The organism is Ruegeria sp. CDSC045 (assembly GCF_059610725.1).
In genome coordinates, this window is sequence record NZ_JBXWOE010000012.1 from 25521 (window position 1) to 38508 (window position 12988).

At 60.0% G+C, this 12988-nt stretch carries 12 protein-coding genes; 1 reads left to right on the forward strand and 11 read right to left on the reverse strand.

Going from position 1 to position 12988, the window contains the following annotated elements:
* Window positions 1–112: 112 nt before the first annotated feature.
* The 7 genes from AC2FH6_RS18040 to AC2FH6_RS18070 form a co-directional block, all read right to left on the reverse strand.
* On the reverse strand, window positions 113–2806 hold the full coding sequence (locus AC2FH6_RS18040; RefSeq protein WP_496703812.1) for a DUF2339 domain-containing protein: 2694 nt from the start codon (window positions 2804–2806) through the stop codon (window positions 113–115).
* A 95-nt stretch (window positions 2807–2901) separates the two neighbouring features.
* Window positions 2902–3381 (reverse strand): DUF2269 family protein, encoded by a 480-nt coding sequence (locus AC2FH6_RS18045; RefSeq protein ID WP_496701455.1) that lies wholly within the window; start codon window positions 3379–3381, stop codon window positions 2902–2904.
* A complete protein-coding gene (locus AC2FH6_RS18050) occupies window positions 3381–4688 on the reverse strand; it encodes an SDR family oxidoreductase (RefSeq protein WP_496703813.1) in 1308 nt (435 codons plus the stop codon). The genes AC2FH6_RS18045 and AC2FH6_RS18050 overlap by 1 nt, the downstream gene beginning before the upstream one ends.
* A gap of 91 nt (window positions 4689–4779) precedes the next feature.
* Window positions 4780–5490 (reverse strand): VIT1/CCC1 transporter family protein, encoded by a 711-nt coding sequence (locus tag AC2FH6_RS18055; RefSeq protein WP_496703814.1) that lies wholly within the window; start codon window positions 5488–5490, stop codon window positions 4780–4782.
* A 54-nt stretch (window positions 5491–5544) separates the two neighbouring features.
* Window positions 5545–6534: a YcjF family protein gene (locus tag AC2FH6_RS18060; protein WP_496696951.1), complete on the reverse strand. Its 990-nt coding sequence runs from the start codon at window positions 6532–6534 to the stop codon at window positions 5545–5547.
* Entirely contained in the window at window positions 6527–6982 is a 456-nt protein-coding gene (locus AC2FH6_RS18065) for a GNAT family N-acetyltransferase (protein ID WP_271952301.1), read from the reverse strand. The genes AC2FH6_RS18060 and AC2FH6_RS18065 overlap by 8 nt, the downstream gene beginning before the upstream one ends.
* Window positions 6979–8391 (reverse strand): YcjX family GTP-binding protein, encoded by a 1413-nt coding sequence (locus tag AC2FH6_RS18070; RefSeq protein ID WP_496703815.1) that lies wholly within the window; start codon window positions 8389–8391, stop codon window positions 6979–6981. Before AC2FH6_RS18070 ends, AC2FH6_RS18065 begins: the two co-directional genes overlap by 4 nt.
* A gap of 108 nt (window positions 8392–8499) precedes the next feature.
* Between AC2FH6_RS18070 and truA the strand changes: the two genes are divergently transcribed.
* Complete coding sequence (gene truA, locus AC2FH6_RS18075) at window positions 8500–9267, forward strand: tRNA pseudouridine(38-40) synthase TruA (RefSeq protein WP_496703816.1); 768 nt, start codon at window positions 8500–8502, stop codon at window positions 9265–9267.
* Here the strand turns inward: truA and AC2FH6_RS18080 are convergent.
* The 4 genes from AC2FH6_RS18080 to AC2FH6_RS18095 all read right to left on the reverse strand — a co-directional run bounded on the left by AC2FH6_RS18080 (window position 9264) and on the right by AC2FH6_RS18095 (window position 12922).
* Window positions 9264–10166, reverse strand: a complete 903-nt coding sequence (locus AC2FH6_RS18080) for a nickel/cobalt transporter (RefSeq protein ID WP_496703817.1) — start codon at window positions 10164–10166, stop codon at window positions 9264–9266. The two genes, truA and AC2FH6_RS18080, sit on opposite strands and share 4 nt — an antisense overlap.
* Complete coding sequence (locus tag AC2FH6_RS18085) at window positions 10151–10786, reverse strand: DUF1007 family protein (RefSeq protein WP_282022398.1); 636 nt, start codon at window positions 10784–10786, stop codon at window positions 10151–10153. Before AC2FH6_RS18085 ends, AC2FH6_RS18080 begins: the two co-directional genes overlap by 16 nt.
* 85 nt (window positions 10787–10871) lie before the next feature.
* Window positions 10872–11678, reverse strand: coding sequence for a thioesterase family protein (locus tag AC2FH6_RS18090; protein ID WP_496703818.1), 807 nt, complete (start codon window positions 11676–11678; stop codon window positions 10872–10874).
* Between the two features lie 8 nt (window positions 11679–11686).
* Entirely contained in the window at window positions 11687–12922 is a 1236-nt protein-coding gene (locus AC2FH6_RS18095) for an acyl-CoA dehydrogenase family protein (RefSeq protein WP_496690484.1), read from the reverse strand.
* Window positions 12923–12988: the final 66 nt, after the last annotated feature.

The following is a 12988-nucleotide window of genomic DNA, read 5'->3' on the forward strand; positions in this document are numbered from 1 at the left end:
CGAGTTCTCAAACACCTTTGCCCGGCGTCTCAGTGGTCAGAGCGCCGGGGAAATAATTCGAATAATGATGGCCAGACGGGCATACATGGCCGCGCTTATAGGACGCCCACAGCTAATGGTCCAGAGGTTCCGCCCCTTGTGGCGATTGGCGCAGCTTTGCCCAGCGATTCAGCCACGCCAAACCGGCCAGTGCAAGCCCCAGCGCCAGCAGCGAAAAGACCCGGATCAGGCCGCCCAGCCCGGCGATGTCGATCAGAAATACCTTAGCCACGGCCAGTCCGATCACAGCCAGCCCCACTTTGCGCAACAGGTCGGACCGACGGGCCAAAGATTGATAAAATAGCGCCGCGCCTGCAATCAAAAGGGCCAAGGTATAGGTGTAAAGCTCTGGTTGGCTGACCCCAGCCCCGACATACATGCCACCGGGACCCTGCCAGAAATGACGAATAGAAGCACCCAGCCAATATGCTGCAAGCGCACCCGCAAGACCGAAACAGCCCTGCCGCAACCAAACCGGCATCGGTTCAACGCGCCAGGCTGACATGGCAAGGACCCCGGCAGGAAGAAGGTAGGCTATGGCAAGCGTGTTCATCAGCGCAGGCCCCAACACGGGATCACTGTGCAAATAAAGAACCGGATTTGCCTCGGTCAGCGCTTGCGCAAGTCGGAACAGGGCATGGGCGGCAAAGAACGCCGCCAGCCCATAGCGGACATAGTTCAACGGCCCGCCCAAAGCGAACCGCCGTATCTGTGCCGCCGCCAACAGCAGCCAGATCACCGCCATCAGGCCCAACCCCCAATGGCTGTCCTCCATCCCTCCTTGACCGAACCCTTCCAGCCAGCGCAGCAGCAGCAATGACAGCAATATCCCCGCGGTTGCCCAGGATGCACTTTCCAGCAGCAAGATAGCCACGGGGCGGTTCAATCCCCGGATCAGGCCCCAGGCGAGAACATATCCAAGGGTGGCGGCGCCATAGACCAACGTCATTTCACCGACCGGCACCGTATTGGCCCAGTACAGGCCCGGGTTCAGGATCAGCCGCACAGTCACTGTGAAGACCCCGGCCCAGATAAACCAACTGAGCTGAGGCAGGTTGAACCGACGATCCAGCGCGGCAGCGGCTACAACGGTCACAACCAGCGCAATCGTCAAGGCGCCAGAACTCAGCACGATGACACAGGCAAATGCAAGACAGGACAGCGCGGATAACGTGGCCAGCGCAGGACGTATACGTTGTTCACCATCCACGCGCGCATAGCGTTCGGCAAAGACCACCATCAAGGCACCCAGAGCCATAGCGTGCAGCCCCCAGAAATACGCGCCCAAAACCTCGGCCGGGCGCCAAGCGATCTCAAGAGCGATGGCAAGTATAGGTGCGGTTATTACCGCCCCAGCCGCCCAGACCACGCCATGGCGCCCCTGCTGAATCGACCGCCACGCCGCCGCAACCGAAAGGGCTGCACTCAGTGCCACAAGCAATGTCACGACAAAGGGAAAATCCGCCTCAGGGGTTTCGGCATAGGTCTCAGCAAAACGCTGTGCGACTTTGCCCCGATCCCACCCCTGGAGAAATACAAGCCAGACAAGGCCAACAATCGGGAAAACACTGATGTCCTGAAGTGCCCTCGCCCCGCTTGTCCAAACGATCATCGCAAAGGCCAGACCAGCCAAAAGCGTCAGGCTCAACCAGAACTCACCGGCGGAATCCGGCCAGTGCAGCGCCAGGATGGCCGAGCTGACCGCAACCGCACCGAATGCCAGACGCGTCGGAAACTCGGGCCATGCCTCGCCGCTTTGGCGTCGGATCATTTCGCTGACCATCGGGCCGGTGTGATCAGGCCAAATTCGCCGGACCGGAATCGCAATAGTGATGAGCGCAAAGGCGGTGATGCAGGTCAGATAGCCCGGCTCTGTCATCGGTTCCGACAGGACCAGCAGCAGACACGAAGAATAACCTCCGACCAGTGTCAGAACCGAAATCCAGGCCCATCGGCGGACGGTGTCTATGCCCAGGCCCAGAACCGTTATGGTTAGGAAGTAGCCATATAACCAGGTCGGATCATCCGAAGAGCCACCGACCAAGAATGGGGCGGCAAAGGCACCTGTCAGTCCGACAGCTGCCAATAGCGGACCATGGAACCAGCCCAAAACCAGCCCGACAGATGCAACGCCAATCATGGCGACAAGCGCAAATTCAGGGCCGATCAAGCCATATAGTTGCCGCGCCGCCAGAACGCCGCCAAACAGTGTGACCAGCCCCGCGCCTGAGAACACCGAGGGCAAATAGGCGCTCGCGGAGTCCACGCCATCGCCATAGCGCCTGCGAATGACCTCTCCGCTGACAATCAGCGCCGCGCCAAACAGCAATGCGGCAACGACACGTGCCGACGGCGGCAGCAACCCGTTCTCGACGCCGTATTGCACCAAGAAAATTCCGGCCAGTGCCAGCGACAGTGCCGAAACGACATAGAACCAGTTTTCCTGCAGCCATTCCTGCAGCAACGCGAAACGGTAAGAGCTGAAAACCAGTGCTTCTTGAGGAGATTGCGGGGGGATTGGCTGTTCGGTCTCAGGTTGGTCGGCTATCGGCCACACTGGAGGCGCTTTGGTCGGAATATCCTGCGCCTTGGGCTCGGGCTCTGTCGCGGGTTCTGGTTCAGTATTGGTGCCTTGTTTCAGTGACAGGATGTCCGCCTCTAACCGGACGACCCGCCGCCGCAACCGAACCTGACTGACAAGCAGCAGCACAATGGCCAAAGGAATAGCCAGCGCAACCAACGCAAGAAGGACCAGAAGGGATTCCAACCTGTTTCTCCTATCAAATTCTCTGCAGGCTAACCTGATGCATCAGGTAGAAACAGTCCGGAATACCGTCCTGCATACCGCGACATGGCCTGAAATCAAAACAGGTCTATCGAAGGGCGGGAAATCATGAGCCAGACTATGGCCAAAACGGCCAGAAATGCGGGGATCCCACATGCAAACCAAAGCCGGAACAATATGAAATACGAACGCGGCAGAGCAGTATCGCGATCTGCCGCCTCTTGCGCGAGGTTCCGCATCTTTATCTGCATCCAGACGACCGGCAGCCAGAAAGCTCCGGTCAGGACATACAGCAATAGGGACAGCAGCACCCACCCCTCGGTCAGTGACCAACCCAACCTATAAGCCAGCAGGCCCCCAGAAATCGGCTGTACAACAACGGCGGTTGTGGTGAACAGCATATCGGCCAGCACCACGATTGCCGCCGTCTGGGCGATGAAACGCGGGTCGCGTGACCGATGGGCCATCAGCATGAAGAATGCGATTCCGGCCCCGGTTCCCAACAAGACGCAAGCCCCGATCACATGAAACCAGCGCAAGATCAGATCCGGGTCCATCATCGGCTTTTCACCATTGGCAGTGCGACCAGAGACAACATGATCGCGGGCATGACCTTAACAAGCGGTCCAAGCGGGTCGAGCCACAAGGCAGGAGCCGTAATTGAGGCCGCCAATAGGTAGAAAACCGCCACACAAAGTTGAGCGATGCAGGCGCGTTCTGCCCATGGTCGCCAAAGGATCGCAAGCCCCAGACCGATATCGACACATGACCAGAACAGCACGCTGGCCACAGCGGCACCACTGGTCCAGCCTGCGACGGTCAGAACCTGTGTGGCCTGCGACAAGGCCAGCACTCCGAAGACACCTGAGAGGACCCAGAACAGGCTGAGCGCTGCAACCGTCAACGGCATCAGCAACGATATTCGTGCTGCCAACCTGTGTTCGCGTGAACAGGCCATGCTGCGGTAGATCTCGGGCATTGAGCGCATGGATTGACCTGTAACCTTACGATATGGGGCCGGGTCGCCCAGCACGCCGCTAGCCATGACTGTCATTGCGTTGCTGCGCAGGGGCGACCGCCACCCCAAGCGCCCAAGTTGATCGGCGCAACCGGCGGCGAACTTAGCAACCACAGCCGGTGCCGTTATCCGAACACGTGCCTTAGGGAACCCCATCCAACGGCGGGTTTCGTCCAGAACCTCGGACAGCGAATGAGCCTGATCCTCGACCAGGTCATAGGTTCCCTGTGGCAACGTCTCATCAACGGCCGCCGCCACGGCGCTGCACAAATCGGCCATTCCAACACATTGAACGAGCGTCTGCGGATAGGCGATCGGTTGCACAAGCGGAATTGCGGCCAGCATGCGCAACAAGGTCGTTCCACCATAGTCAGTCTGCCCGATCACAAGGCCCGGCCTTAGAATCCACAGCGGCACACCACTGGCCTGCAAGGCGGCATCCCCGGAGGCTTTGGTGCGCATAAATTCTGTGTCGGCCTCCGGGCTACTTCCGGTTGCAGAAATCTGTATCACGGCAATGCCGCGCGCGGCGCAGGCCTGCCCGAGGGCGGCAATCGCAGTGTGATGCACCGCCTCAAGATTGTCCTTTGGTCCGTCCTGCAACGCCCCGGCGCAGTTCACGATACAATCAAAACCTGACAGAATTTCCCGCCAATCGTGTGGGTGCGTGAGCTGGCGCAAATCTCCCTGAGCCAAAGACATCCCGGGCAGGATTTTCTCACCCAGGTTTGTATCGCGTACAAGGCCGCATACATTGGCCCCTCGATCCGAAAGAGACCGCATCATCGCCGCGCCGATAAACCCATAAGCGCCTAGAACGAGTATATTTTTCCCAGAACCTTGCATCGGGCACCTTACCTGCTGAAGTTGCGCCCCAACCTAGCGGGTCGAGCGGCAGCCGTCTGCGGCACCGGGCAAACTGCGACAATTCCGACCGCTAGGGGTGAAACAGTGAACCGACGAAATAGGCGATTGCGGCAGCGGCCCCACCAATCAGCAGCGTTTCGATCCCTGACCGCCACCACGGAGCCAGCGACCAGCGGCTTTTGAGGGCACCAATGGCAAAGAAAACACCCATCGTCATCCAGGCCGAAGCAGCAAATGCCCGGTCCACCGAAAACAGAAACGGCAAAAGCGGGACCATGCCGGCCACAAGAAAAGCAAAAAACGTCGCCACCGCAGCTTTGCGCGGATGCGGATCGACGCTGCCCAGGCCATATTCTCCCTCGATCATCAGGTCGATCCAGTTGTCATGGTTTTCCGTGATCGCATCGGTGGCTCCGTCCAGCACACGGCCCGACAGTCCTTTCTGGGCTAAAATCTCGCGCACCTCGTTCCGTTCACCGTCGGGGTAAAGATGTATATGACGCTCCTCGATCGCGCGAATGCGCCGGATGTTATCCAGTTCAGCCTTGGTGCCCGAGTAATTCCCCGCCGCCATCGAAAACCCGTCAGCCAGCACATTGGCCAGCCCCAACGCTATGATGATGAACGGTGACAGCCCCGCCCCGGCAACGCCCGCAACGATGGCAAAAGTGGTGACTGATCCATCGATCCCGCCGTAAACCACATCACGCAAAACGCCACGCCCCGGCGGCGCGTTGATACGTGCCGCGATTTCTTGCTGGCTGTGTCCATGGTCTGTCATGGGTGCCTCCTGCTTTGTTATGATGCGCGGCTGGCAGGAACGCTTTGTCTCAGGTCAAGTTTTCGAAAACAGCCCCGCCAGCGCACGCTTGATCATCGACCGGGTCGAGGGCTTGTGACGGTCCGAGAACGGTAAAGGACGGCAGACCTCCATCGCGGCCACGCCGACGCGCGCGCTAAGCGCCCCGTTAACCAGGCCTTCGCCAAACCGCCGCGACAGTTTGCTTAGGACAGAGCCGCCCAGCACCGGTTCCAGCAAGTCGTCGCCCATAGCCACGGCGCCGGTTGCAACCAGATGCACAAAGACCGCCCGGGTCAGGCGCCAACTGCCCAGAAAACCGGCCCGTCCACCATAGATCTCGGCAACGCGGCGGATCATCCTCAGCGAAGCGGCCAAAGCCGTCGCCACATCCGCAAGAGCCAAAGGAACCAGAGCGGTCACCGTCGCGACCTGACGCGCTGCGGCCTCGACTTCTCGACTGGCCGCGGCATCCAGAGGGGCCAGCAGCTCGTCCTCGGCCAGAGCCATCAGATCCGAGGCATCGAAAGGCTCGGCGATACGTTCGGCCAGCCTATCGCGGCCCCATCGAACGTCCTCGCGCCCGTTGTAAAATGCCAACAACCGGTTGGTTACAGCGCGGGCTTGCGTCAGATCCGCTTCTGCCAACGCGGTGTCTGCGGCGCGACGGATGCCATCCACACGCGAAAGCCGCCCGATCGCAGCAAGTTCCCGCAAAGCGATGATCAGGGCAACCAGCAGCAACGCGCCAATCAGGCCAGTTACGACCCATCCCAAAACCGGCGCGCGCAACAGCAAAGCGGTCACAAAATCCCATGCCGCCACCGAGACAACCGCGCCGATGACCGCTGCCGCCAGTCCCCAAAACCAGCGTGACAGGGCCGACGGTTTCCGTGCAGCCAGACGCGCGGCGGCCTGCATCGCCTTCCCCTGTGGTTCGCCCGCATCCGGAACGGGCGGTGCCAAAGCGACATCCGCAACAGGTTCCTCTGGATCAAGATCGATCAGAACTGGACCCTTAGCCATCAGAAGCCCTTTCTCTGTTCCAGACAAATTTGATGTCCGGCAGGTTTTCGTCATTATCGGCCCCGTCACCGCGGGCAATCTCGGCAAATCCGTTGCGCTCGTAGAATCTTCGCGCGCCATGGTTGGCCTGAAAGGCGAACAGGGACAGCTTTTGTCGGCCAGATTTCGCCTGATCCAACAGGCGCTGCCCGATGCCCTGATTGCGCGCTGACGCACGCAGGTAAAGCGAATGGACCTCTGAACCATTCAATGCCAGAAAACCAACTACACCATCCTCATTTTCAGCAACGGTGATCCAGTCGCGATCAATCATCACGCCGCAAAAGGCGATGGTTTCGGCGCAGGAATGCAGCTCTGGCATCCACTCATTTTCACAAGCAAAACCATGCAGAATTTTCCCCGTCGCGCCAGCATCGGTGCTGCGCGCAGGGCGGAGCGTTACAGTCATAGCCGGTCTCCGATCAGGAACTGGGCCGCGCGATCAAGCCGGATATGGGGCGGGCCGTCACCCGATCGCAGGGTCAGGTTCGCAGGTGCAAAACTCATGAACCCATAGTCTTCGCCCAGCCAGCTTTCTGCTCCGCTGCGGGCTGGCCCCAACAAATGAGCCGGGTCTTCGGGCAACTCACCGGGGTAGAAGGCCGCCTGCTTGCCGTCAAGCAAAGTGCCCCGCACGCAGGCAAGCGGCACTCCTTCATGGGTTCGCATCTCTTCGGTTGTTGCCCGCAAAGCCGCCAGTGACACAGCCGAGGTCTCGGCCCCGGCAAAACTGGCGCGGTCACGGGCGTCGCGTGTCAACGCCTCCATGATGCTGGTCAGACGTGGATGCTGCAGGTGGTGCAAATGATCGGCCTTGGTGGCGGCAAATAAAATGCGCTCGACCCGTTTGCCCAGAAGATACTGGCTGAGCCACGCGTTGCGCCCCGGACGGAAGGCCGACAGAATATCTCCCATCGCCCGGCGCATATCCTCAACCGCTTTCGGCCCTTTGTGAATCGCACCCAGCGCGTCGACCAGAACAACCTGTCGATCGATCCGGGCAAAATGTTCGCGAAAGAACGGTTTGACCACGCGCAATTTATAGGCTTCGTAGCGCCGTGCCATTTCGCGGTGCAGGCTGTTACGGGTGGCGACCCCTTCGACTGGCAGCGGCGCGAAGGTCAGAACCGGTGATCCCGCCAGATCACCCGGCAACAGGAACCGCCCCGGCGTACAATCGTAAAACCCGGCATCGCGCGCCGTGTTCAGATAGCCCGAGAACGCCTGCGCCAAAGATTGCGCCACCGGCTCATCATGTTTTGCCTCTGGCGCGACCGCTTTGGCCTGCGCCAGAAAATCTTGTGCCTCGGCCCGCTCTGTGATGCGGTTCAGCGTTTCGGTTGACCAGTCGTCATAGGATTTGTCCAGCAGGGCCAAGTCCAGCAACCATTCGCCCGGATAATCCACAATATCCAGATGCACGGTTCGCGGCCCCTTCAGGCCAGACAGCAGACCGGCAGGGCGAACCTTGAACGACAGGCGCAACTCGGACACGGCGCGGGTGCTTTCGGGCCAATGCGGGTTTGGCCCGGTCAGCGCAGCAAGGTGGTTTTCATAGTCGAACCGGGGCACGGTATCATCCGGCTGCGGCTGAAGGTAAGCTGCGTTGATCCGTCCCTCATGCTGCGCAACAAGGCCCGGCATTCGCCCACGGTCCAGCAGGTTTGCAACAAGCGAGGTGATGAACACCGTTTTGCCCGAACGCGCTAACCCGGTGACACCAAGGCGGATGACCGGCTCGAACAGAGCTTCGGAAACGCTGTCGCCCACGGATTCCATGCCGCGCACAAGACTGTCTGCCATAGATGAGATGACCAAGCCGTCGCCCCGCTTTTATCGTTTCGCTCAAGATAGGTAGCCACCGTCCGACATGCCAGCGCTTTCCGGCCCCTTGCCCGCCGCCGCGCAGCACGGTACCAGCAGCCCATGCCCAGATACGCGTTGAAAGTCGAATATCACGGAAAGCCGTTTGCCGGGTGGCAAAGGCAGAAAGATCAGCCCTCGGTTCAGGGGGCGATCGAAGAGGCATTGTCGCGGATACAACCGGGGGATCACACGATCGCTGCGGCGGGTCGCACCGATGCCGGTGTCCACGCGCTGGGACAGGTCGCCCATTGCGACCTGATCAAGGAATGGGACCCTTTCCGACTGTCCGAAGCGCTGAACTATCACCTCAAGCCGCAACCAGTGGCCATCGTGAAAGCCGCACGGGTGGACGATGATTGGCATGCGCGGTTCTCGGCGCTTGAACGGCAATATCTGTTTCGCATCCTGATGCGCCGCGCGCCTGCAACCCATGACGCGGGGCAGGTTTGGCAAGTCAGTCACCCGTTGGATGTTGATGCGATGCAGGCCGCGGCGGACATGCTGACCGGACGGCATGATTTCACCACGTTCCGGTCCACGATCTGTCAGGCGGCCAGCCCGGTCAAAACGCTGGATGAGTTGCGGGTGGAACAGGTGCAGGGCTTTTCAGGTCCCGAGGTTCATTTCCACGTCCGGGCACGTTCGTTCCTGCACAATCAGGTGCGCAGCTTTGTCGGCACTCTGGAACGTGTCGGCGCCGGGTCCTGGACGCCCGAAGATGTGCGCGACGCGCTGCAAGCTGAGGATCGTGCCGCCTGCGGGCCGGTTTGCCCGCCACAGGGGCTGTATCTTGCGCGGGTCGGCTATCCGGACCCGGTGTTCGACTAAAGCGCGCTCAGCAACAACCCGCCAGCTATCACCGCTATCAACAACCCGGCGACCAACTCGATGGTTGGGGCCAGCACCTGTGCAAACCGCGTCGCTGAGGCCGAGGCCAGCATCCCCCCGCGCAGACCGAATGAGGTCCACCCTACCAGAGTGGTGACAGTCGCCGTGCCCAGCGCCATGCAGAACGCTCCGGCGATGCCGACCATGGCGATGCCCATCTGCCAGGTCAGGATCAACACAAACAGCGCCCCGGTACAGGGGCGTGCGGCGATTCCAGCGATCAGCAACGCCGCCTCGCGCAGGCTACCGACCTGCGCCACCTCATCCGCAGACGGACCATGCCGGTGGCCGCAATCCGAACAGGTTTCGTGATCGTGGTGATGATGATCTGCGCCGTGATCCCGGCTGCGTTTGGCAAAGCTCCGCAAGGCGCGAAACACTAGCCAAAGCCCGATCGCAGTGATCGCCCCATAGCTGACTGGGGCCATGATTTGCTCCGTTGTGTCGACCAGTCTTTCCCGAGACATCTGGAACACCAGCACACCGGCATAGACCAGAACAATCGCGGTTACGGCCTGTCCAAGGCTGGACAACACACTGATCGCTGAAAGCCGCCAGAACGCCACACGCCGACCAAGCCCATAGCCACCGATCAGGACTTTGCCATGCCCAGGACCGATGGCGTGGAAGAACCCGTAAGCGAAGCACACCGTCAACAAAGTCATGACCGCCTGAGGTTGTTCGGCGCGGGCAGCGCGCAGAGACCGCGCAATCTGGTTCTGAAATGCACGCTGTTCACCGGCAGCCCATGCCGCAAGTTGGTCAAACCCGCCGCTGAACCAGAACCAGAGCAGAACTCCGACCGCCAGAACAAACGGGACAATTAGGTATTTGGACATGAAATACGGATCTCGGTTGCAAAGTTTTCGCCCACCATCGGGATGTCATTTTCCTCAAGGTCGTAATTGGCATCCAGCGTCAGCAGAAACGCCTGCATTTGGGCAAGCTGTCCGTCGACATCCGGCTCGAAGCGGTCAATCTGGCAGGTCTTACTCCCCGAAACCGTCACTGGGCGCGTCAGGTCATATGCGGTGTAATATGTCTCATCAAACGCCTTCACCGATAAGGCGGTGGCCGGTACAGGCCCCCCTTCGACACTGCGCAGATGCGAGGTCACGATGCGCCCGTCCTCCATCAATGCTTTCGGCTCAAGTGGGCCAGAAAGCGGCAATACCTCAGCCTCGGACCAGACGACCAGATCGCCGTTATAGCCTTGATCCCACTGTGCATCGAACCCGGACAGGAAATCCTGTTCGCTTTCACTTAGAAGACCGTCGCCATCCTGATCCAGCTTCATGTCTTCGAGGACAAGCAATGAGTAGAACTCGTCATAGGCCCAGGTCACACGGACATGGGTCAGCTGCCCGGAATCGTCCACAATGAATTCCAGCCCCGTGTCGATAAAGACATGCGGGTGCGTCATCGCCGGGATCGGCAAACAGCAGGTCACTAGGGTCACAAGCCAGCGCATGGGCGAAAGATAGGGTGTCGGCCTGCGCCCGGCAATCCCATTTGGGCCGGGCGCGCAGAAGCTGGCCGATGGCTCAGGCAGGTGGGAACAACACAAGGGTCTGCAGGGCTGTTCCAACCGGCCCTTCGGTGTCATACAAAACCGATTGCGACATGCCGATACCCGAGGGCTGCCAATGGCAGACAGACTCGGAGGCCAGCCAATCCGAGACCGGCTCGCGGTGCACCTGAATCGTCAGATCGGTATTCATGAACCCCATCTCGGTTGTGGGGGCATTCCACGAAATGCCATTGCCGCAATCAGCCAGTGGACACAGCGCCTGAATCGGAGATTGCACCTCGTCCCCAAGCAACGGAGGCGTGCGCATCCAGATCGTTTTGGGACCGACGCCCTGATTTCCACCCTTGGGATAGAGGACATCGGAATAGGTCGCGAACCCCGGAAGATCGTGCCGAATTTCGCCGATGGGAAATGGGCCGTCCACCGTGTCCGCCAGTTGCGGAGATGAGAGAGCGACATTGGGAACCTGGCCAAGGTCGCGGCGGGCAAGGTGCATAGTTGTGGCTACGGCGCATAAAGTGTTGTCCAGATCGTGCACAGTAACCCGAGTGGTCGCTAGCGTTCTGGTGTGCCGCGTCGTCTCGGCCGCAACCCGCAACCCGGACAGGGGCAGCGGGCGCAGCAGATCGACCGTCAGCCGGGTCAGCATCTTGTCCGGTCCAATTTCAGATTCCGCGGCGCGCACGATCAGACCGCTGACCGGACCAGCATGGCAATGTTCGGCAGACCACGGACCCCGCGCCGGGTCATTGCCGACAAAAACCCCATCCGCGCGAAGTCTGAAATAGGGCAACCTGGACATATCAGATTTCAAATCCACTTGGGACCTCAGACCTTTTCCTGTGTATGCTTTTTCAGCTCGGTCCGTGCGACCTGACGACGATGCACCGCGTCCGGCCCATCGGCCAGCCGCAGGGTCCGTACATGCGTCCACGCGGTCGCCAGCGGCGTGTCCTGACTTACCCCTTGCCCGCCATACATCTGCACCGCCTCATCAATCACCTTCAATGCGACCCGTGGGGCCACGACCTTGATCTGGCTGATCCACGGGGCCGCCGCGCGCGCATCGCCCTGATCCATGTACCAAGCAGCCTTGAGGCAAAGTAGCCGGGCCATTTCGATCTCCATCCGGCATTCGGCTATGATATCGAAATTCGCCCCAAGCTGCGCCAGCTTCTTGCCAAATGCTTCGCGTTGCAGCGAACGTTTGCACATCTGCTCCAGGGCCATCTCTGCTTGCCCAATAGCGCGCATACAGTGGTGAATACGTCCCGGCCCCAATCGACCCTGAGCGATCTCGAACCCGCGCCCTTCGCCCAGCAGGATATTCTCGGCAGGCACCCGGACATTGGTAAAGCGAATATGCATATGCCCGTGCGGCGCATCATCATGGCCGTAGACTTCCATCGGGCGCAGCACCTCGATCCCGGGCGTTCCCGCCGGCACCACGATCATCGACTGGCGTTTGTGAACAGGCAGGTCATCACCGCCAGTCCGGACCATGACGATATAGACCTTGCACCGCGGATCACCGGCGCCTGAGGCCCACCATTTCTCGCCATTCAGAACGTAGGAATCGCCGTCCAGCACACAGGACATCGAAACATTGGTGGCATCAGACGAGGCGACATCCGGTTCGGTCATCAGATAGGCCGAACGGATTTGCCCATCGAGCAGCGGCTTGAGCCACTCTTGCTTCATCTTTTCGGACCCGTACCGCTCGAATACTTCCATGTTGCCCGTATCTGGGGCCGAACAGTTGAAGATTTCGGCACCCAGCGGGGTCTTACCCATTTCTTCAGCAAAAAAGGCGTATTCCACAGTTGTCAAACCCAGCCCTTTTTCACTGTCGGTCAGCCAGAAGTTCCACAATCCCGCCGCCTTGGCCTTGGCCTTCAACCCTTCAAGGATATCCGCCTGCCGGTCGGTATATTGCCAGCGGTCACCTTTGTTGATTTCAGCATGGAACTCTTCTTCCAGCGGCATGACTTCATTTCGGATCATCTCTGTTACGCGGGTCAGCAGTTCGCGGTTTTCCTCGCGCAGGCCGAATGACATGTTCATGAGTTTTCTCCTCCGCCCCGACACACGGGCATTACCTTTGGGCCGAGAATGACTTAGCCACCGTCA

Bases quoted from the DNA above. Each gene is read 5' to 3' on its own strand.
- AC2FH6_RS18045 (WP_496701455.1), bottom strand. From the start codon at position 3,381: ATGGACCCGGATCTGATCTTGCGCTGGTTTCATGTGATCGGGGCTTGC.
- AC2FH6_RS18050 (WP_496703813.1), bottom strand. From the start codon at position 4,688: ATGCAAGGTTCTGGGAAAAATATACTCGTTCTAGGCGCTTATGGGTTT.
- AC2FH6_RS18055 (WP_496703814.1), bottom strand. From the start codon at position 5,490: ATGACAGACCATGGACACAGCCAGCAAGAAATCGCGGCACGTATCAAC.
- AC2FH6_RS18060 (WP_496696951.1), bottom strand. From the start codon at position 6,534: ATGGCTAAGGGTCCAGTTCTGATCGATCTTGATCCAGAGGAACCTGTT.
- AC2FH6_RS18065 (WP_271952301.1), bottom strand. From the start codon at position 6,982: ATGACTGTAACGCTCCGCCCTGCGCGCAGCACCGATGCTGGCGCGACG.
- truA (WP_496703816.1), top strand. From the start codon at position 8,500: ATGCCCAGATACGCGTTGAAAGTCGAATATCACGGAAAGCCGTTTGCC.
- AC2FH6_RS18080 (WP_496703817.1), bottom strand. From the start codon at position 10,166: ATGTCCAAATACCTAATTGTCCCGTTTGTTCTGGCGGTCGGAGTTCTG.
- AC2FH6_RS18095 (WP_496690484.1), bottom strand. From the start codon at position 12,922: ATGAACATGTCATTCGGCCTGCGCGAGGAAAACCGCGAACTGCTGACC.